Source organism: Mycolicibacterium sp. HS_4_1, from assembly GCF_054515875.1.
On the sequence record NZ_CM137261.1, the window covers coordinates 3,911,999 to 3,929,947 of the forward strand.

Sequence of the window (17,949 nt, forward strand, 5' to 3'; positions counted from 1 at the left end):
CTTACAGTAGATAAGCGTGCCAGTCGAGTGGCAGCACACGGTAGATTCAACGATTGCGCAGCATCGATCGTGATGGAGGTGCCCACAGTGGCAAAGGTGGCAACCGCTGAGAAGCGCCAACGGCGTGAGCGGGGTTCGATCAACCCCGACGACATCATCAACGGCGCATTCGAACTGGCAGAACAGGTTTCGATCGACAACCTCAGCATGCCACTACTGGGCAAACACCTCGGCGTGGGCGTCACGAGCATCTACTGGTACTTCCGCAAGAAGGACGACCTACTCAACGCGATGACGGACCGCGCCCTGCGCGAGTACGTGTTCGCCACGCCGTATGTCGAGGCCAAGGACTGGCGGTCGACGCTGCGCAACCACGCCCGCACGATGCGTGAGACGTTTGTGGCCAACCCGATTCTTTGCGACCTGATCCTTATTCGCTCTGCGCTCAGTCCGCGTGCCGCCCGCGTAGGCGTGCAAGCCGTGGAAAAGGCAATTGCAAGCTTGGTGGAAGCCGGATTACCGCCGCAGAGCGCTTTCGACATCTACTCGGCGGTGTCGGTTCACGTCCGCGGATCGGCTGTGCTTCAACGCCTTCGCGACAAGAACCAGGCCGACGGAAAGGTGCTGGGCGACATCCAGGACGCCATGACGATCGATGCCGAGAACACCCCGTTGCTCGCCCGCGCAGTTCGGGAGGGCCACCACTTGGGCACGGTCGACGAGAGCAATTTCGATTTCGGACTCGACTGCATCCTCGATCAGGCCGAACGCCTGATCGAGGCCAACAAGAAGTCGGTGCCCCGCAGTCGCAAGGTGCCGCGCTCCTAGCCCGGGTCAGACCTCGATGACGACGGCGCCGCCCTGGCCCCCGCCGGCGCACATCGCGGCGACGCCGATGCCGCCACCGCGGCGCTGCAGTTCATAGACCAGCGTCGTCACCATACGCGCGCCCGACGCCGCGATGGGATGCCCCAGGCTGCAACCGCTTCCGGAGAAGTTGACCTTCTCCTCGTCGAGACCGAATTCCTTGCACGCAGCGATCGGCACCGAGGCGAACGCCTCGTTGATCTCCCACAGCGCGACATCAGCCGGTTGCAATCCGGCCCGCTGCAACACCTTTTCGATGGCACGCACCGCACCGAGGCCCGTGTCCCGCGGCGCGACACCGGCGGATGCCCACGCACGCACCGTCGCCATCTTCGTCAGGTTCTCCGCCTCCGCGTACGCGGCATCGACGATCGCCACCGCGGCGGCGGCATCGTTGGTACCACTGCTGTTGCCCGCGGTGATCGAGAAGCCCTCGATCTCGGGATGCAGCGGCTTCAGCTGGGCGAGCTTCTCAGCAGTCGTATCGCGACGGGGGAACTCGTCGACACTGAAATCAATGACGGAGCCGTCGGGCAGTTGCACCTTGAGGGGCACGATCTCGTCGAGGAACTTGCCGGCATCCATCGCGGCGATGGCCCGCTGATGCGACCGCGCGGCCCAGGCGTCCATCTCTTCGCGAGTGATACCCATGGCCTGCGCGGTGTTCCAGCCGACCGTGATCGACATGTCCTTGGCCGGCGCGTCCGCGGTCTCGACGTGCGTCGGCGGCATCCACCGCTCCTGGAATTTCAGCTCCGGCCCCGGGATGCGCCAGTTCACCAGCGGACTCATCGACAGCGATTGCACGCCACCGGCGATGAGAACGCGCTCCATGCCCGAGCCGATCTGAGCCGAGGCGTTACCGATCGCGGTGAGACTTCCCGCGCAGTGCCGATTCACAGACTGACCGGGAACCTGCTGCATGCCGGTCGCGTCGGCCGCGTAACGGGCGAGATCGCCACCACCGTAATGAGATTCAGCGAAAATGAGGTCGTCGATCGCGCTCGGGTCAACACCGGCGCGACGGACCACCTCAGGCAGGACGGTGGTGATCAGCGTCTCCGGCGGAGTGTTGACCAAGGTCCCCTTGAAGGACCGGCCGATGGCTGTCCGGACGGCACCGACGATAACTGGTGTGGGCATTACGCGACCTCAACTTCTTGAATTGAAATAGTTACTGTTGTTATCACAGTATATGAGACGTGACCGAAGTCGTCGGCACGATCGAAGCGGGCCGCCGTGTGCCATGACGGCTACAGCCGCGCTGTCGCGGCGACCGCGGTGTCGGAGGTGCGCAGCGGACGGATCATGCCCTCCTGCGTGAAGGACGCGATCAGCCGGCCGTCCTCGGTGTGGACTTGTCCCCGCACATATGACATTCCGGCACCGACCTGGGTGCTCTCGTGCGAGTACAACAGCCAGCCGTCCCAGTCGACGGGCTCGTGATAGCTCACCGTGACGGTCATCGGCGCCGTGGACACCGAGAGGTGCGCCTGACTGGTGCCGATGCCGGCGTGCGCGCGCATGGTCGTCGAGATCGACAGGTGGCCGGTGAAGTGCGCGACGAGCGCTTTGGCCAGGTCGTCGCGACGTGGGATCGGGTCATAGTGCAGCCAGGCGTGCAATTCGGGTGGACCGACCTCGTCAGGGCTGTTGACGTCCACGACGTCGACGAGGCGGAGTTCGCGGCCGATCATCGGCATGTGGCTCGGAATCGCCTCCGCCGGCAGCGCGACGTCGGGGCGCCGCGCGTGGTGCCGGATCACGTCGGGCGTGGGGGTGTCAGCCAGCACCGTCACCGTCGCACAGCGTCGGCCGTCCTGTTCCACCGCCACCACCGCGGCCGCGAAGCTCCGGCCGTCGTTGACCACCTCGACGACGAAGTCGACGGGTAGTTCGACCTGAACGGCCCGGCCGAAGATCGCGTGTGCAGACCGAACGGATTTGGTGGGCAACTGTTTTGCCACCGCAACAATGGACTGCGCCAGCAGTTGGGTGCCGTCGACGATGGCTCGTTCACCGCCGTCGCTGAAGCCACGGAAGCGACCGGGCCCCGCCGGTTGGACATCGAACACCTCGAGCATCCCGGTAACGGAGGACGGTGTGGTCATGCCTGGCCGTACCCGAGAACCGCGGGGTGGGCCTGGCCGACGCGGACGCTCACCCGGTCCTGGTAGAACGCGACGTGGTCGCGCAGCCGCGCCACTTGTTCAGTCGGATCCTCGTAGCTCCAACACACCGGTTCGTCTCCATCTCCATCGAAGCGCCAATAGGTGGCTTGTCCCTTGAACGGGCAGCGGCTGGTGGCATCCGGATCCCTGCGTAAATCGATGCGGACGTCCGAGCGCGGGAAGTAGAACACCAGGCCGTGATCCTGCTCGTCGACGAGCAGAGCGGCGGTCGTCGCGACGATCAACCGGCCGTCGTGCTCGGCCGTAATCACGTTGCGGCGCCGATGGATGTCGACGCGGTAGTCGGGGCGGTCCTCGAAACTCATGTCGCTTTCACCACCGTCTCGGCGAACTCTCTCAGGGTGTCGGGATGGGCGAAGTCGGCGAACCATACGTAAAACCGTTCGGCGCCAAGCCCCCTCATCCGGCCGAAGTGGTCGATCAGCTCGCCGGACGTTCCGCACCTCAGCCCGTCGCCGAGGTAACCGAACCGGCGGGTGCTCGTCTCGGTGACCGTCGCACGGTCCGCACCGGATCCGACGAACCCGACCATCTGCTGCACCGACACCCGCGCGTCGCCCGCGTGTGGGCGCAGCTGCTCAAGCCGATCGAGGTGATTGCATGGCAGGTTCCACCAATCGGCATGTCTACGAACCAATTCCATGGTCTTCTTGCCGACACCGCCGAGCACCAACGGAATCGGATGTTCACGGCGCGGGAATTGGGCATTGTCGCCGATGTCGCCGATGTCGCCGATGTCGCCGTCGTCGCCCCAATACTGCCGGATCAGCGCGAGATCGCGCTCGAGCCGGCGGAATCGGGCCGGTGCGTCATCGGCATCGGCGAAACCGAAACGTTCGAATTCGGCCGGCATCGATCCCGCACCCAGGCCGAGTTCGAATCGCCCGCCGGACGCGGCGGACATCGTGACGGCGTGTTTGGCGAGCACCGCCGGATGCCGGAAACCGTCGCACAGCACCAGGTGTCCGACCAGTAACCGCTGGGTCTGCGCCGCCACCCAGGCGGCGATCGCCGTTGCGTCCCAGATGTCACGGTCCGGCGCGCCCGGAGCCTCGAGATGGTCGATGAAAGCGATCCCGTCGAAGCCGGCGTCCTCGGCCACCCGCGCACGCTCGACGATCTCATCGATACCCAGCCGCACCTGCGGCAGAAAGAGGAACCATTCGGCCATGACTCCATCACTTTAAGCGATATGGAATCGTTATTCTACTTATTGAATAATGTCATTCTCAGCCCCAACGGATTTCCAACAGCCCACGACTAGCGTCACGGTGCCAATGCCACTGGCGATCTCGAAGGGGTGCACCGAACAGATGACTGTGCTCAACAACCGCACCAAGCTTGTCGCAACCGTAAAACGCAACGCCGCCAACGCCCTTCGCGTCGAACTCGCCGACGCATCGGCACAGCCCGTGGGAGAGGCACGCCAGAGGTCCGGCCTCGGCGTCCTCCTCGGCTTCAAGAACGGCGGGCGCAGCACTTACAACCTCGCAGCAGAGGGTCGCACGCTGACCATCGACGTCGCCGGCACCACCACTGTCAGCGAGTCCGGCACCGAAATCGGCAGGCTCGTCCCCCACGACGGCGCCGCCCGGTTCGACGATCCGACCGGAGCCGTCCTGGCCTACCTGCGCCCGCACGTCGGTCACAGCGCCGGCGAACCCTGGCGGCACCCGATTCTTACCCCGCGTGGCGAGCCCATGGGCACGCTCACCCTGTTCCCGACATCCTCGGCCGCCGAACTTCGCGAGTATCTCGACCGCATCGTCGACCAGGTGATCCTGGACTGGGACATCAACTACAACAGTCTGCGACTGCCGGCGCTGGGATCGGTGCTCGACCTGCAGCAGCCCGTCGCGGGCCGGCTCGGCGATCTCCTGGCGTGCGCGTGCGTCGACAGCTGCACCCTGCCGCGCGGGTACTCCGCCTGAGACGGACCCGCCTAGGCTCGGCTCGTCTTGATGTCGAAGTCGACCTTCTCGCCGTCGACGCTGGTGATCTTCATGTGCGCCTTGTACGGACCTTCCGGCCCGGTGAAGGTGCAGTCGAATTCACCTCCGACCTTGGCATCGACGCCGGAAGGGCATTTGACGTCGGTCGGGTGGAATCCGGTTTGGCTGGTCACCATGTCGGTCACCGACTGCGCGGCCCCGTCGGGCTTGATTGTTGAGGTGCAAGCGCTGAGCTGCAGCGCGAGTGCTCCGAAGATGAGTGTCGTGCCGATGAAGCCGGTGGATCGGGTCATGGCCGGAACGTAGCCAGCTGTAGTTGGAAACGCATTGGAGGCCGGCTCCCCGCACGTGCGTCAAGAGTGTTTCGCAAAAAGTGTCCCGTTTCAGCTCGGTGGCCGCTCCTACCTATAGGCAGAGCCTCACCGTGGGGCCCCGAGCCTAGAAATGGGAAACGACATGAACCGCACCCACAACACCAAGACCAACCGGCTCATCGCAGCGGTCGGCGTAGTCGCGGCACCCGCCCTGATGCTCATCGCTTCGAGCTGGACGGCTGCGCCGGCTTTCGCCGTCTGTAACGAGGGCACGCCGAACTGCCAGCAGGTCGACTCCGGACACCAGCGTGCTTCCGACCAGATCAATGGAGCGTTGCTGAGCGGTCAGTGCGCAGGACCGGACGGCTTCTGTGACGACAGCATCCCGGGCAGCGACGTCACACCCCAGCAAGGCACTCCGAAGTCCCCGACCAAGACCGGCATTCACACTCCGGTCACAACTGTGCGGAAGTAGCGGGGATCACGCGTGGAGCGCGCCCGCGATGGGCATCGGCAGAAGTGGGTAACCACCGTGGCATGAATGCCGAGATCGTCGAAGATCGTCGCGCGTCCCGGCCACTCGTCGCCGGCCTCACCGGATCTGTGGGCATAGTGGCCTAAATGGGGTCGCCCTGCGATCGGCGGATGCGATCCCCGAGCGCCGCCACCCGACGCCGGACCCGCGTGACTGGCGGTACGTACTCGGCCGCACGTCGGGCGTCGTCCAGAATGGTGGTCATGGGCTGCAACGGCGCAGAGATGCGCGCCGGTGTGCGATCGACCTGTGGCGGCTGATTCCCTTCCCACCACACCGGCTCGGTCAACCGCTGCACGAACGGCACCGAACTCTCGACCGAAGCGTTACCCCACCCGATGGCACGATCGATGGCTTCCGGCGCGGCCGCCAGGGTGACCGGGGACAGCGTGGGACTGAACCGGATGACGCGGTCAGCGAACGGCGCGTTGCGCACCATCTGCAGCTGCAGTGCCTGGGTGATCGGTTGCAGCCAAAGGTGTCTCGGGTTCCATTGCGGGTGGAAGCAGTCCCAGCCGATATAGCACGCATTCCGAGTGCCAAGCCGCCCGTCCTGAATTCGCTTCCACGCCAATTCAACCGGCACGTTGCTGGCGGCACCCCCGTCGACCAACGCGGCAACGTCCTTCTCGATGAGTAGCTGATCGAGGAGACCCCACATCCGCGGATCGCTGGACTCATGATGCAGAATCCCGGGGATCGCCGACGAAAAGCTGGCTGCGTCAACGACATTGAATTCGGCGGTCAAGTCGTCGCCGCCCAGCACGATCGGCTTGACCACTCGTGAGTCGATGAACGCGCCGATCTGCCACAGGCGGTTAACGGCACCCGGCGCGTAACCCAGCTTCAGGTGCTCGAGTGCCCGCACCCCCATCAGCGTGAAGTGCGACGGATGGAACCGCCCCGGCAGCCGATCGAAAGACTGTTTCCTGACACCGGCGACGACGGTTTCGTAAGGGATCGCGAGGTCCGTCAGCCGCATCGGTTCACCGTCTTCCCGGGTGAACATCTCCCTGGCGAACTGGTCGAATTTCAGCGTGAACAGGCCGTTGAGGCCGTGGCGTCGCCGGGTCATGGCCGGGCCGAGGACCCCGCGATAGGTGACGGTCTTGGCCCAGGCGACATAGTCCTCGATGGGCACCGGCAGCACGCGGGCCATCACGCTGCCCACGATGGCGCCGAAAGAGTTGGTCAACATGTAGGCCGGGGGCAGGCCTGCCGCGAGCATGCGCTGCATGCCGCCGAGGTAGACGTAACCAGCGCCGCCCCCGCCGCCGAGGACCGCCACGTAGGTCTTGTAGCCGAGCTCGGCGTCGAGTTCGGCCGCCGAGAAGTCGTTGGCGTGGTGCTCCAGCAGCACCGAACGCTCGCACTCCACGTCCTCGGAGAAGTTCGCCAGCACCTGCTTGGCCGCGGCCAGACGCTCGGGCGCGGTGGTGCGCCCACGGAGTGGGTTGTACAGCGCGTCGATCACTCGCTGCCGGAAACCGAGGACTTCGTCACCGACCGTGATGTCGCCGCGGCCGCGGGTACCGCCCGGGCCGGCTGCACCCGGTTCGAACACGGTGAGGCGCGCGAAGCTCAGCAGATAGCGCAGCTGGCGAAACTGCTCGGGGCTGAGCGCGTCGGGGCATTCGAGGTCGGCGCGAACCAGCGCAGCCTCCATGTGCTGCAGCGCCAGGATGGGGTTGCTGCCCGGAAGGCCAGGAGGTTCCGCTGCTTCTATTTCCGCCAACTCGTTGGACAGCTCACCGAACGGTACGAGCTCGGAATTCACCATCTGACCATTCTTGGCCACCCGGCACCCGGCTGCGGCAGCAACCCGATTTTCCTTCCGATGCGGGCCGGGCACGCGCGGCTATATGACCTCGCAGAAGACCTCTACGTCGGCTTCCGTGACTATCGACGTACGGGATTGGGCCGCCCAGGCCATTCACAGTCGGCGGCCAGTTTCACCCGACGATCCGTCAGTACCGTGGCGACCGACCAGCCAGGATGCACGAAAAGTGCACACAGAGGTAAGGAATCCGCGCCGTGGACGTCGAGACCGTCGATCAGCAGTACGCGACTCTTCAGCAGCAGTCTCAGCAGACTGCCTCGCTGATTCAGGCGCTGGCCGGGAAGCTCTCGGCTGCGGCCGCCGCCGGCGACACCAACGCGCGGGAATGGCAGCTGGACCTCAAAGAGATCGCGTTGGCCATTCGGGATGAGGAGAGCGCGACCGGGTCAGTCTTCCAGTCGATTCATGCCCTGGTCGCCAACCACGTGCAGAGCCCTGAGCCGCAATATCAGCCGGCCCCACAATACCAACCGCAATATCAGCAGCCGGCGTACGTCGAGCCGCAGTATCAGCCCCAGCCGAGCGGCGGCACGCTGCAGCGATTCCTGGGCGGCAACTTCGGTCAGTCGATCGTGCGCGGAGCCGGTTTCGGCATCGGCGACGACATCGTCAACAGCATTTTCGATCGACTCTGACGAGCCCCCAAAAAGAAACCCCGCTCCGACCGAAGTCGGAGCGGGGTTGCTGTCTGGAGCTAAGCGGACTGCGGCTCCGCCAGCACATCGGAGAGCCACTTCACCACGAGGTCAGGCTGCTCGTCGACGATGAAGTGACCGCAGTCGGGCACCTCGGTGATGTTGAGGTCGTCGGCATGGCCCGTGAATCCCTCGAGTAGCGACGGGTGAACCGCCACGTCGTCGAGGCCGAACAGGACACGCACGGGCATGTCGAGCTTCTGGTCGTCGTAGGGACCGCGCGCCAGCCTGGCGAACTCCTTGCCGACCATGGACCGGTAAATCTTGGAACCCGCCACCCGGCGGTCCCGGTCGCGGAAGCAGCTACGGAAGAAGTCCACCGACTCCTTGGGCATGCCGCTGCGGCGAATGAACCACCACAGCGTTGGGGACAGGTGCGAGAGCGGACCAGCCACAGGCGCTCCCACGACGAGCTGGTACGCCAGCTTGTGCGCATGGCGGGCGACCCGGCCCGGCTCCTGCCACACCGGCGGGATGTTGAGGATCGCCAACCGCCGAACGCGCGTGGGCGCCTTCAGCGCGACCAGCTGCGCGGTCCAGCCGCCCCAGTCATGTCCCACCAAGTCAAAGGAGTCCAACCCGAGCGCGGTCGCTGCGGCGAGCACGTCGGAGGCGAACTGCTCCTTTTCGTAGCCCTTCGGGGTGACCTCGCTCCAGCCGGCACCCCGCAGGTCCATGGCGTGCACCCGGTAACCGGCATCCGCCAGTGCGGGGATGACCTTGTGCCACATCCACCAGTTCTCCGGCCAGCCGTGCAGCAGCACGACTGGGCGCCCGTCCTCCGGTCCGGCGACGGCAACGTGGATCTTCACGTCACCGGCCTGCACATATTCATGGGTCACGCCATCGAGAGTGGGCATGCTGCGCTGAGTCATGCGGGCATCTTACCGCGCGGTAAGTTCGCGGGCCGGGCGTCGGGCGGTCACCATTGGTAAACGAAAAACCCGCCCTGACGGAAGTCAGAGCGGGTTTTTGAACGTGGAGCTAAGGGGACTCGAACCCCTGACCCCCACACTGCCAGTGTGGTGCGCTACCAGCTGCGCCATAGCCCCTTAAGTGGTGCCTGATGAAGCTACACCACCAGCCCCACGGTGAACAAAACGGCTGGTCACAGGGACCCCTCCACCGGCTCGTGGCCCAGCGGACAGATCGGGGTCTCCTCCTCGTCACCGGAACGACGCGTTTCCGGCGCCAGCCACCAACTGACCGCGGCCGCCAGCAGGATCACCCCGCCCACGCCGAATGCCGCCGTGAACGACACGTGCTGGGCGATCTGCCCCGCGGCCAGCGAGCCGACGATGGTGCCGAGGTCCGACATCATCTGGAAGGTCGCCACCGCGGTGCCACCCCGGGCCTGGCTGCCGATGATGTCGGCGATGGCCGCCTGCTGCGGCGAGATGAACATGCCGCTCGCCACGCCGGTCACGAACGCGATCGCGAGAAACACCGGCAGCGACGTGGTCCAGCCCAGTAGCACCGTCGAGACCGACGACACCGTCAGCCCGACGATCAGCAGCGTGCGCCGGCCGACCCGGTCCGACAGATGCCCGCTGGGGATGACGGCACACACGTTGCCGATAGCGAACGTCGCCAGCACCAGGCCCGCCGTGCCCGCACTGCGGTGCAGCACGTCGACCACGAACAGCGGGACCAGCGCCACCCGCAGGCCCAGCGCGGCCCATCCGGACGCCAGATTGGACAGCAAGGCGGCCTGATAAGCGCGATTGCGCAGGACGGTCCGCACCGACACCGTCGGCCCGGTGATCTCCTCGGGCGCCGCCAGCGTCGAGTTCCGCAGGCTGACGAACACCACGGCCGCGGCGACGGCCAGCGCCGCTCCGTAGATAACGAACGGCACGGACAGGCCCAGCCCCGCAGTCAGACTGCCCAGCACCGGTCCGGCCACGCCACCGATCATGAAGGCGCTGGAGAACAGGCCGGCCACCCGGCCGCGCGCGTCGAACGGCGACAACCGGATCATCAGCGCGAGGGACGACACCGTGAACATGGTCGAACCGGCACCACCGAGGGATCGGAACACCAGCAGCTGCCAGTAACTCTGGGCGAAGGCGCAGGCCAGCGTCGACATCGCGACGATCAGCAGGCCCGTGAGATAGACGCGCCGCTCGCCGAGTTTCTGTACCAACAGGCCGCTCGGTGGCGCGAAGATCAGCCGCATTGCGGCGAAGGCGGTGATGACAAACGTCGCCGCGCCGATGCTGACGCCGAAGTTGCGCGCGTACGCCGGCAGCACCGGGGAGACCACGCCGTAGCCGAGTGCGATGACGACGTTGGCGCCGCCCAGGACCCAGATCTCGGCGGGGAGTCGGGTCGGGTGACGACCGTCTTCGGTGACAGCACTCACAACATGACTGTATTTGCCGCGAATACTCCCCTGTAACCGGTGCGCACCGGCGCCCTAATTGACATTCGTGATCCCTGGCGGCAACGGCGCGTACGTCGCTCGGGGCGGAAGCGAACTGGGGTTACCCTCGCCGGCGACGACTTGCAGCCGACCATCGGGGTTTCTGGCTATCCGGGTTCCCGTCTCGTCGAACGTGCACACCTCGGTGCCATTGGGATGCTTGACGTAATCGCCCCCGCCTTTTGCGCAGCAGTCCTTCATAGTGCCGCCGTTGTCCGTGCAACGGAAAAGGTCGTCCGCCTTGTCCGCGCTCGCGATGGGCGCCGCAGCGATAGCGGCGACGATGCTGCCGACCATCAGTGCCATTCCGACGATCCGACGCACAGTCGATGTGAACATGGTGGCTCTCCTTCGCCGGCACTGGCGGAGCAATTGCTATTGCGCGTCTCGCGTCACCGGACCCCGAGGATCCATTGAGGGGGCGGCCGGTGGTGCGGGTGTCAACTCGTCAGCCGGCATGGCCGGATCGCCATGTGGCACACACCAACAGACCGGCGGAATTCCTTTGCACACTGCATCTTCCCAGGGCATGCAGTACCACGGCGCCGGGAGGCTAGGGAAGGCGACGACGACACCGAGGCCGGTGAACAGGCCGGGGCGGATGAGTCTGCGGACAGCGATGACGGAAACCACGATTGCTCCTATCGCCAATGAAGCTTCGTGAACAGCCACAACTCTAGGCCTATGACAGCCACGCCGCAGCAACTTGGCAGCAAAACCGCAAGATCCCTGAAATCTAGCGACCCATTAGGGAGCAACGTGTTTCTTCATTAGTTCAGCAAAGTTATTGAGCGATGACGGTATTCACCACTTCCCGGGCCGCTTTTTGCACCTCGGCCAGGTGTTCGGGACCCTTGAAGGACTCGGCATAAATCTTGTAGACGTCTTCGGTACCCGACGGCCGGGCGGCGAACCACGCGTTCTCGGTGGTCACCTTCAGACCACCGAGCGGCGCGCCGTTGCCGGGAGCCGCCGTGAGCTTGGCGACGATCGGTTCCCCGGCCAGCTCCGTCGCGGTCACCTGCTCGGCCGACAGCTTCGACAACCGGGCCTTCTGTTCGCGGTTGGCTGGCGCGTCGATGCGCGCATAGGTTGGGGCGCCGTACTTTTCGGTCAGCTCTGCATAGCGCTGCGACGGCGACAGGCCGGTGACCGCGAGAATCTCAGAGGCCAGCAGCGCCAGGATGATGCCGTCTTTGTCGGTGGTCCAGACAGTTCCGTCGGTGCGCAGGTACGACGCCCCGGCGCTCTCCTCGCCACCGAATCCGATTGTGCCGCTCACCAATCCGTCGACGAACCATTTGAAACCGACTGGTACCTCCACGAGCCGGCGCCCCAGCCCGGCGACCACCCGGTCGATGATCGACGAGCTGACCGCGGTCTTGCCCACCGCGGCAGTACCGGGCCAGCCCGCGCGATGCGTGTACAGGTAGTCGATGGCCACGGCCAGATAGTGATTCGGGTTCAGCAGCCCACCGTCGGGCGTGACGATGCCGTGCCGGTCCGAATCCGCGTCGTTGCCGGTGGCGATCTGATACAGGTCCCGGTTCGCGATGAGTGACGCCATGGCATTCGGCGAGCTGCAGTCCATCCGGATCTTGCCGTCGGTGTCGAGGGTCATGAACCGCCACGTCGCGTCCACGAGCGGATTGACGACGGTCAGGTCCAGTTGGTACCGCTCGGCGATGGCGCCCCAGTAATCGACACTCGCCCCGCCGAGCGGGTCCGCTCCGATGCGCACCCCCTCGGCACGAATAGCGTGCAGGTCAACAACATTCGACAGATCTTCGACGTAGGCGTTCAGATAGTCGTGGCGCTCCGTCGACCCCAGCGCGCGCGCCAGGGGCATCCGTTTCACGTCGCGCAATCCGTCGCGCAGAATCTCGTTGGCGCGCTTGGCAATCACGCTCGTCGCATCGGTGTCGGCCGGGCCGCCATTGGGCGGGTTGTACTTGAAGCCCCCGTCCCGCGGCGGGTTGTGCGACGGGGTGACGACGATGCCGTCGGCGAGATCGCCTTCGCGGCCGCGGTTGAAGGTCAGGATCGCGTGGCTTACCGCCGGGGTGGGCGTGTAGCGGTCGGCGGTGTCGATCATCGCGACGACCTCGTTGCCGGCCAGCACTTCCAGCGCCGTCACCCAGGCCGGCTCGGACAACGCGTGAGTGTCGCGACCGATGAACAACGGCCCGGTGGTGCCCTGGGCAGCCCGGTATTCGACGATCGCCTGCGTGGTGGCCAGGATGTGCGGCTCGTTGAATGCCGCGTCCAGGCTCGAACCGCGGTGCCCCGACGTGCCGAACACCACCTGCTGGTCGACGTTCTCGGGGTCGGGCGCCACCGTGTAGTAGGCGGTGACAACGTGGGCCACGTCGATCAGGTCGTCTGGTTGGGCCGGTTGGCCGGCGCGCGGGTTGGCCGTCATGAGCTCGATTCTGCTACCGGTTCTCCCCCGGTGTGCACCTGTCGGCGTTCAGCCACCATACTTTTGCCCTATGTTCGGCCACGACAACCGAGAATTGGCCGCCGTGTTCGTCGGGGGCGCCATCGGCACTGTCGCGCGCGCGGCCCTGGCCGTCTTCGCCGTGCCTCATCCCGAGCACTGGCCCTGGCCCACGTTCGTCGTCAACATCGTCGGCGCGTTCCTGCTCGGGTACTTCACCACCCGGCTACTGGAGCGGCTGCCTGTGTCGAGCTACCAGCGCCCACTACTCGGCACCGGCGTGTGCGGCGGCCTGACCACGTTCAGCACCATGCAGGTCGAGACGGTCCGGATGCTCGGGCACGGCGCCTACGGGCTGGCCGCGGGCTACACGGTGGCCAGCATCGTCGCGGGCCTGGCTGCGGTGTACCTGGCCACGGTGCTGGTGCGGCGAGTCCGGGTGCGGGCATGACGGCAGTCATCTGGCTCGGTGTCGCCCTCATCGGCGGCGTAGGCGCGGTGACGCGTTTCCTGGTCGACCGCGCCATATCCAAACGCAAGAGCAGCAGCTTCCCGTATGGCACCTTCGTGGTGAACCTCAGCGGCGCCTGGCTGCTCGGATTCTTCGGCGGACTGGCGTTGAGTCCCAACGTCGCCCTGCTGGCTGGGACTGCATTTGTCGGTGCATATACGACGTTCTCGACGTGGATGCTGGAAACCCAGCGCTTCGGGGAGGAGCGGCAGGTCTGGTACGCGCTGGCCAATGTCGTGGCGAGCGTGGTGCTGGGCCTGGCCGCCGCGGCGCTGGGATTGTGGATGGGCGGCTTACTGTGAGCGAATCGGCGGACTACCTGAAACTGACGACGTACTTCGGTGAGCGCCAACGTGTCTCCCGTCGCTTCGCTCGCCCCGGCCGCCATCAGGATCGGTTCCTGGCCGAGGAACTTCTCGACCTCTACGGCGCCGAGAATGTCGCCACCAGTGTCGTGCTGCGTGGCATCGCCGGATTCGGGCCGCGGCACCAGCTGCGCACCGACCAGACCCTGAGCCAGTCCGAGGACCTGCCGGTGGCCATCGCCGCGGTGGATACCGCCGACAAGATCGCGGGGCTGGCCGAGCGGACCGTGGAGCTGACGACCCGCGGACTCATCACGCTCGAACGCGCCCGCCTCATCACCGCCACCAGCGTCGGCGAGCACACCAAACTCAGCGTCTACGTCGGGCGCCAGCACCGGATCAACGGCCGTCCCGCCCATATGGCGGTGTGCGACCTGCTCCACCGCAGCGGATTCGCCTGTGCGTCGGTGTTTCTCGGGGTCGACGGCACCGTCCGCGGACACCGCGAGCGGGCCCGGTTCCTGAACCGGAACACCGACGTTCCGGTGATGATCATCGCGGTCGGCGACGGCGCCCGCGCCGCCGCGGTGTTACCCGAACTGGAGCGCCTACTGCCCGATCCGTTGGTGACGGTGGAGCGGGCCGAGCTGTGCAAACAGGCAGGGACGCTGGTGGCCCGCCCCGGTGCGCTCCCGGCCCGCGACGCCAATGGAACTCCGTTGTGGCAGAAGCTGATGATCCATACGGCCGAAGACACCCTGCATGACGGCGAACCGGTGCACCGGGAGATCGTCCGGCGGCTGCGCGCCAACGAAAACAGCCGCGGCGTCACCGTCCTACGCGGCATTTGGGGCTTCCACGACGGGCGGACACCGCACGGCGACAAGCTCTTTCAGCTCGGGCGTCAGGTTCCGGTCACGACCATCGTGGTGGACACCCCCGAGAACATCGCTGCCGCATTCGATCTCATCGATGAGGTGACCACCGCGCATGGAGTGGTCACCTGCGAACGCGTGCCCGCGCTGGTGTCCGTGGACAACGGGCACCGGGACGGCGGTACCAATCTGGGGCACTTTCAACCCTGAAGGTCCCCGTCCGCGTTCAGCGCTTGACCAGGTTCACCAGGAATTCGATGGTGACGATCGGATCGACAGCGAGCAGACCGGCCGGCGGCGGCGGCGGTGCGATCCCATAATCGGCGAAGGTGACGGGGATTTGGCCCACGGCGACCACGCCGCTACCCGACCGCTGCACGTCCAGCCGCACCGCCACCTGCCGGCTGACGCCCTTGAGGGTGAGTTGCGCCGACACTTCCAGGGTGGTGGGCGTGCCATCGCCGGAGACGGCGGACAGGTTGACCGGATCGAGCACAGCGAGCTTGGCTGTCGGGAACTGCGCGGCGTCCATCACTTCGGCACTGCGGAACTTGTCGTCCCGGCCCCGGTGCGCCGACTGCATGGTCCCGACGTCGACGACGAAGCTCGCCGCCTGCAAGTTGCCGCCCGCAACCGTGGCGTCACCCCGGACCGAATTGGTCCGCCCGGTGACGATGACGGTTTCCCACAGGAGTTTTTGCCGGGCGCGGTAACCGGCCTGCGTGCGTTTGGCCTCGTCTTCGGGACCTGCACTCACCACCCATTTGCCATCGAGGTTGGTGCTGGCCGGGCGATGTGTCGTCGGCAGGCTCAGCATCGGAGCCGGCGGGCCCTCCATCTGGGTTCGGTAGAACCACGGTCCGGCGCAAACCCCCACGACGGCGAGCACTGCCAGCAACAGCAGAAGCCTTTTTGCCACTCCCCTTATATACAGGGCCGGTGCGACGTCAGCTGGATGGGCGCGCCAGCGCGTACAGCGCCATCCTGCGGTTGGCCATGTCATGTTCACCGAGGAACTCGGCGCCGCCGTGCTCGACCAGCCGGCGCGCACCGACATTGCGGTGGTCGGGATCGAACATCACCCGGCGGCAGGACGGGACCAGTTCGAACAGGCTCGCCACCAACTGGGGCATCAGCATCGGTCCGAGTCCGCGGTGCACGAAGCGCTCATCAGCGATCGCGGCGTGCAGTCCCAAGTCATACGGATCGGCATCGTATCGAGCAGCGATGGAATCCTTCGCTGCCCAGTACAGCTCGAGGTAGCCGATGGCGTTGTCCTGATAACTCACCAACAGCGGCCGGGAGTACTCACCGTCGAGCTGCGCCTGAAGATGCCGCCGCCACCATTGCGGCGGCCGGTCATACTCCCAGGCCTCGGCCAGATGCGGACGATTCATCCATTCGGACAGCATCTCGGCGTCGGCTTCGGCGTCGACAAGACGCACGGCCCACGGGCCGGCGAGCTGCGGCATGGGTGGCGCACCTACCGCCCGCACCTCTGCGGACACTGACGTCAACTCGCGCGGTAGAACCGGCCCCTGATCAATCTCGGTCATTTCAGCGGCGAGCCTACCCGATTAATTTAGGTTAGCTTTGCCTACATTTCATCGCGTGAGACTTCGCTGTGTGCCTGAACACCGAAGGCGGCAGCCCTGCCACCCGGCCCCCAAAACGCACACCGAAAGAGCATGACGGACCCTGTAACGCTCAGCCACCCAAGGTCGATAGAGCTGCTAACGTAGTCATCAATCACTTTGGTCGCATCGCTTAGCTGGTGCGGGAGGGGAATACACAATGTCTTTCACCACTCGGATGATGGTCGGCGCTGGTTCGGCACTGGTCGCAGTCATGGCCAGCGGCGCTGTTGCCTACGCTCAGCCGGACCCCACCCCGATCATGTACTCGACCTGCACCTACCCGCAGGTGATCGCCGCTCTGAACGCCCTCGACCCGGGTGCCGCAGCCGAGCTGCAGGCCAACCCGATCGGCGTCGGCTACCTGCACCAGCTGATCGCCTCCGGCCCACAGCAGCGTAAGGCGCTGATCACGCGGGCGTACAACACCCCGGGTGCCGCTGGGTACACCGACCTGGTGCTGAACGTCGCCAACACCTGCAACAACTTCTGATCCCAGAAGTCCGCAACAACGCAGCTCGATCCTTCGGGATCGAGCTGCGTTGTGCTTTCTAGGGGCACGCCGACAATCAGAATCCGCGGTGTGAGCCCCGGACCGCGGCCACGGCCTCGTCAGGTCCGGTAAAGGTCACCTGCGCGGGTCCACGGCCCGCAGCGAAGAGCAGTAGCTCGCCGGGCGCGCCGGTCACCGTCACCTCGGCGCCACGGCCGACGGCGGCGAGGCGGCGGCCCTCGGGGGTCACGAGGGTGATCCGCGCCGGCGAATTCCTCATCCCCATCCGCGCCATGTTCGCCACCTGTCCCGCCAGCGCCGCCACCAGGTGCTCGTCGAGCTCACGCGGCTCCCAGGTCGGCTGGGCCCGGCGGACGTCCTCGGTGTGAATGAACATCTCGGCGACGTTGACGAATGGGTCGAGCAGTTTGAATGGCGAGTACAGCGGCGGACCCGCGGCGATCATGTCGACCAGCTTTTCCCAATCGGTCGACGCGGTCACCTGAGCCTGTACCCGATCGGTGTAGCCGGCCAATTGCGGCACCAGAATGCCGGGTGCGGCATCGAGCCGGCGTTCCCGGACCACCAGATGCGCGGCGAGATCGCGGGCGTTCCAGCCCTCACACAAGGTCGGTGCATCAGGCCCGTGCTCGCGCAGGGATTCGACGAGTGCGGCGCGTTCCCGCTGGGCGGCTGTCATGGGGTGAGTCTAGGGCGGGCGGCGCCGCCCGAGCATTGCGACGCAGGTCACCACCGCTGGGCAAACGCCAGGTGAACGGTCGCGACGCGGTTACAGATGGGTACCCATCCGCGCAGCAGGGGTCTCAACAACCCCATTGATAACTATGGTCACAAAAGCCCCTCGCTGGCG

Annotated in this window: 20 protein-coding genes, 1 tRNA gene and 1 pseudogene; 8 read left to right on the plus strand and 14 right to left on the minus strand. The window is 65.8% G+C overall.

Features of this window, described 5'->3' with window-relative positions; translation table 11 throughout:
• Positions 1-87 precede the first annotated feature (87 nt).
• Positions 88-828 (plus strand): TetR/AcrR family transcriptional regulator, encoded by a 741-nt coding sequence (locus ACX12F_RS18815; protein ID WP_459366009.1) that lies wholly within the window; start codon positions 88-90, stop codon positions 826-828.
• 6 nt (positions 829-834) lie between these two features.
• Here the strand turns inward: ACX12F_RS18815 and ACX12F_RS18820 are convergent, their stop codons facing one another.
• From ACX12F_RS18820 to ACX12F_RS18835, 4 genes are all read right to left on the minus strand, one after another.
• Entirely contained in the window at positions 835-2,010 is a 1,176-nt protein-coding gene (locus ACX12F_RS18820) for a thiolase family protein (RefSeq protein ID WP_459366010.1), read from the minus strand.
• Between the two features lie 110 nt (positions 2,011-2,120).
• Complete coding sequence (locus tag ACX12F_RS18825) at positions 2,121-2,978, minus strand: acyl-CoA thioesterase (protein ID WP_459366011.1); 858 nt, start codon at positions 2,976-2,978, stop codon at positions 2,121-2,123.
• On the minus strand, positions 2,975-3,364 hold the full coding sequence (locus ACX12F_RS18830; RefSeq protein WP_459366012.1) for a DUF427 domain-containing protein: 390 nt from the start codon (positions 3,362-3,364) through the stop codon (positions 2,975-2,977). The genes ACX12F_RS18825 and ACX12F_RS18830 overlap by 4 nt, the downstream gene beginning before the upstream one ends.
• Positions 3,361-4,230: an LLM class flavin-dependent oxidoreductase gene (locus ACX12F_RS18835; protein WP_459366013.1), complete on the minus strand. Its 870-nt coding sequence runs from the start codon at positions 4,228-4,230 to the stop codon at positions 3,361-3,363. The genes ACX12F_RS18830 and ACX12F_RS18835 overlap by 4 nt, the downstream gene beginning before the upstream one ends.
• Positions 4,231-4,372: 142 nt before the next feature.
• Between ACX12F_RS18835 and ACX12F_RS18840 the strand changes: the two genes are divergently transcribed.
• The gene (locus ACX12F_RS18840) at positions 4,373-4,990 is read left to right on the plus strand and encodes a hypothetical protein (protein WP_459366014.1); all 618 of its coding nucleotides are present in this window, start codon (positions 4,373-4,375) and stop codon (positions 4,988-4,990) included.
• Between the two features lie 11 nt (positions 4,991-5,001).
• Here ACX12F_RS18840 and ACX12F_RS18845 read toward each other — a convergent pair whose 3' ends face one another.
• The gene (locus tag ACX12F_RS18845) at positions 5,002-5,304 is read right to left on the minus strand and encodes a DUF4333 domain-containing protein (RefSeq protein ID WP_459366015.1); all 303 of its coding nucleotides are present in this window, start codon (positions 5,302-5,304) and stop codon (positions 5,002-5,004) included.
• 163 nt (positions 5,305-5,467) lie between these two features.
• On the opposite strand from ACX12F_RS18845, the gene ACX12F_RS18850 reads away from it, so the two are divergent.
• A complete protein-coding gene (locus ACX12F_RS18850) occupies positions 5,468-5,800 on the plus strand; it encodes a hypothetical protein (RefSeq protein WP_459366016.1) in 333 nt (110 codons plus the stop codon).
• A gap of 142 nt (positions 5,801-5,942) precedes the next feature.
• On the opposite strand, the gene ACX12F_RS18855 is transcribed toward ACX12F_RS18850, so the two are convergent.
• The gene (locus ACX12F_RS18855; protein WP_459366017.1) at positions 5,943-7,640 is read right to left on the minus strand and encodes a patatin-like phospholipase family protein; all 1,698 of its coding nucleotides are present in this window, start codon (positions 7,638-7,640) and stop codon (positions 5,943-5,945) included.
• 254 nt (positions 7,641-7,894) lie between these two features.
• On the opposite strand from ACX12F_RS18855, the gene ACX12F_RS18860 reads away from it, so the two are divergent.
• On the plus strand, positions 7,895-8,335 hold the full coding sequence (locus ACX12F_RS18860; protein WP_459366018.1) for a hypothetical protein: 441 nt from the start codon (positions 7,895-7,897) through the stop codon (positions 8,333-8,335).
• A gap of 59 nt (positions 8,336-8,394) precedes the next feature.
• On the opposite strand, the gene ACX12F_RS18865 is transcribed toward ACX12F_RS18860, so the two are convergent.
• The 5 genes and pseudogenes from ACX12F_RS18865 to pgm all read right to left on the minus strand — a co-directional run bounded on the left by ACX12F_RS18865 (position 8,395) and on the right by pgm (position 13,242).
• The gene (locus ACX12F_RS18865; protein ID WP_459366019.1) at positions 8,395-9,270 is read right to left on the minus strand and encodes an alpha/beta fold hydrolase; all 876 of its coding nucleotides are present in this window, start codon (positions 9,268-9,270) and stop codon (positions 8,395-8,397) included.
• 104 nt (positions 9,271-9,374) lie between these two features.
• Positions 9,375-9,447 (minus strand) — tRNA-Ala (locus ACX12F_RS18870).
• A gap of 60 nt (positions 9,448-9,507) precedes the next feature.
• Positions 9,508-10,760 (minus strand): annotated as a pseudogene (locus tag ACX12F_RS18875) (MFS transporter); the annotation flags it as partial.
• A 54-nt stretch (positions 10,761-10,814) separates the two neighbouring features.
• Positions 10,815-11,159 carry a hypothetical protein gene (locus ACX12F_RS18880; RefSeq protein WP_459366020.1) on the minus strand — a complete coding sequence of 115 codons (345 nt, stop codon included), beginning with the start codon at positions 11,157-11,159 and terminating at the stop codon, positions 10,815-10,817.
• Positions 11,160-11,604: 445 nt separating this feature from the next.
• Positions 11,605-13,242: a phosphoglucomutase (alpha-D-glucose-1,6-bisphosphate-dependent) gene (pgm, locus tag ACX12F_RS18885; RefSeq protein WP_459366021.1), complete on the minus strand. Its 1,638-nt coding sequence runs from the start codon at positions 13,240-13,242 to the stop codon at positions 11,605-11,607.
• 70 nt (positions 13,243-13,312) lie between these two features.
• Here pgm and crcB (ACX12F_RS18890) point away from each other — a divergent pair, with 70 nt between their 5' ends.
• The 3 genes from crcB (ACX12F_RS18890) to ACX12F_RS18900 are packed head-to-tail and all read left to right on the plus strand — an operon-like array spanning position 13,313 to position 15,161.
• On the plus strand, positions 13,313-13,711 hold the full coding sequence (gene crcB, locus ACX12F_RS18890) for a fluoride efflux transporter CrcB (RefSeq protein WP_459366022.1): 399 nt from the start codon (positions 13,313-13,315) through the stop codon (positions 13,709-13,711).
• Positions 13,708-14,073: a fluoride efflux transporter CrcB gene (crcB, locus tag ACX12F_RS18895; protein ID WP_459366023.1), complete on the plus strand. Its 366-nt coding sequence runs from the start codon at positions 13,708-13,710 to the stop codon at positions 14,071-14,073. Before crcB (ACX12F_RS18890) ends, crcB (ACX12F_RS18895) begins: the two co-directional genes overlap by 4 nt.
• Positions 14,070-15,161, plus strand: coding sequence for a putative PII-like signaling protein (locus tag ACX12F_RS18900; RefSeq protein WP_459366024.1), 1,092 nt, complete (start codon positions 14,070-14,072; stop codon positions 15,159-15,161). The genes crcB (ACX12F_RS18895) and ACX12F_RS18900 overlap by 4 nt, the downstream gene beginning before the upstream one ends.
• Positions 15,162-15,177: 16 nt before the next feature.
• On the opposite strand, the gene ACX12F_RS18905 is transcribed toward ACX12F_RS18900, so the two are convergent.
• Both ACX12F_RS18905 and ACX12F_RS18910 read right to left on the minus strand, forming a co-directional pair.
• Positions 15,178-15,870, minus strand: coding sequence for a YceI family protein (locus ACX12F_RS18905; RefSeq protein WP_459366025.1), 693 nt, complete (start codon positions 15,868-15,870; stop codon positions 15,178-15,180).
• Between the two features lie 28 nt (positions 15,871-15,898).
• Positions 15,899-16,507 carry a GNAT family N-acetyltransferase gene (locus ACX12F_RS18910; protein WP_459366026.1) on the minus strand — a complete coding sequence of 203 codons (609 nt, stop codon included), beginning with the start codon at positions 16,505-16,507 and terminating at the stop codon, positions 15,899-15,901.
• Positions 16,508-16,745: 238 nt separating this feature from the next.
• On the opposite strand from ACX12F_RS18910, the gene ACX12F_RS18915 reads away from it, so the two are divergent.
• Complete coding sequence (locus ACX12F_RS18915) at positions 16,746-17,078, plus strand: hemophore-related protein (protein ID WP_459366027.1); 333 nt, start codon at positions 16,746-16,748, stop codon at positions 17,076-17,078.
• A 76-nt stretch (positions 17,079-17,154) separates the two neighbouring features.
• Here the strand turns inward: ACX12F_RS18915 and ACX12F_RS18920 are convergent, their stop codons facing one another.
• Positions 17,155-17,778 carry a TIGR03085 family metal-binding protein gene (locus ACX12F_RS18920; protein WP_459366028.1) on the minus strand — a complete coding sequence of 208 codons (624 nt, stop codon included), beginning with the start codon at positions 17,776-17,778 and terminating at the stop codon, positions 17,155-17,157.
• Between the last annotated feature and the right edge of the window lie 171 nt (positions 17,779-17,949).

What these genes read in the sequence shown, in the direction of transcription:
- ACX12F_RS18820 (WP_459366010.1), bottom strand. Translation starts at nt 2,010, where the DNA reads ATGCCCACACCAGTTATCGTCGGTGCCGTCCGGACAGCCATCGGCCGG.
- ACX12F_RS18825 (WP_459366011.1), bottom strand. Translation starts at nt 2,978, where the DNA reads ATGACCACACCGTCCTCCGTTACCGGGATGCTCGAGGTGTTCGATGTC.
- ACX12F_RS18830 (WP_459366012.1), bottom strand. Translation starts at nt 3,364, where the DNA reads ATGAGTTTCGAGGACCGCCCCGACTACCGCGTCGACATCCATCGGCGC.
- ACX12F_RS18835 (WP_459366013.1), bottom strand. Translation starts at nt 4,230, where the DNA reads ATGGCCGAATGGTTCCTCTTTCTGCCGCAGGTGCGGCTGGGTATCGAT.
- ACX12F_RS18840 (WP_459366014.1), top strand. Translation starts at nt 4,373, where the DNA reads ATGACTGTGCTCAACAACCGCACCAAGCTTGTCGCAACCGTAAAACGC.
- ACX12F_RS18845 (WP_459366015.1), bottom strand. Translation starts at nt 5,304, where the DNA reads ATGACCCGATCCACCGGCTTCATCGGCACGACACTCATCTTCGGAGCA.
- ACX12F_RS18850 (WP_459366016.1), top strand. Translation starts at nt 5,468, where the DNA reads ATGAACCGCACCCACAACACCAAGACCAACCGGCTCATCGCAGCGGTC.
- ACX12F_RS18855 (WP_459366017.1), bottom strand. Translation starts at nt 7,640, where the DNA reads ATGGTGAATTCCGAGCTCGTACCGTTCGGTGAGCTGTCCAACGAGTTG.
- ACX12F_RS18865 (WP_459366019.1), bottom strand. Translation starts at nt 9,270, where the DNA reads ATGACTCAGCGCAGCATGCCCACTCTCGATGGCGTGACCCATGAATAT.
- ACX12F_RS18880 (WP_459366020.1), bottom strand. Translation starts at nt 11,159, where the DNA reads ATGTTCACATCGACTGTGCGTCGGATCGTCGGAATGGCACTGATGGTC.
- pgm (WP_459366021.1), bottom strand. Translation starts at nt 13,242, where the DNA reads ATGACGGCCAACCCGCGCGCCGGCCAACCGGCCCAACCAGACGACCTG.
- crcB (WP_459366022.1), top strand. Translation starts at nt 13,313, where the DNA reads ATGTTCGGCCACGACAACCGAGAATTGGCCGCCGTGTTCGTCGGGGGC.
- crcB (WP_459366023.1), top strand. Translation starts at nt 13,708, where the DNA reads ATGACGGCAGTCATCTGGCTCGGTGTCGCCCTCATCGGCGGCGTAGGC.
- ACX12F_RS18910 (WP_459366026.1), bottom strand. Translation starts at nt 16,507, where the DNA reads ATGACCGAGATTGATCAGGGGCCGGTTCTACCGCGCGAGTTGACGTCA.
- ACX12F_RS18915 (WP_459366027.1), top strand. Translation starts at nt 16,746, where the DNA reads ATGTCTTTCACCACTCGGATGATGGTCGGCGCTGGTTCGGCACTGGTC.
- ACX12F_RS18920 (WP_459366028.1), bottom strand. Translation starts at nt 17,778, where the DNA reads ATGACAGCCGCCCAGCGGGAACGCGCCGCACTCGTCGAATCCCTGCGC.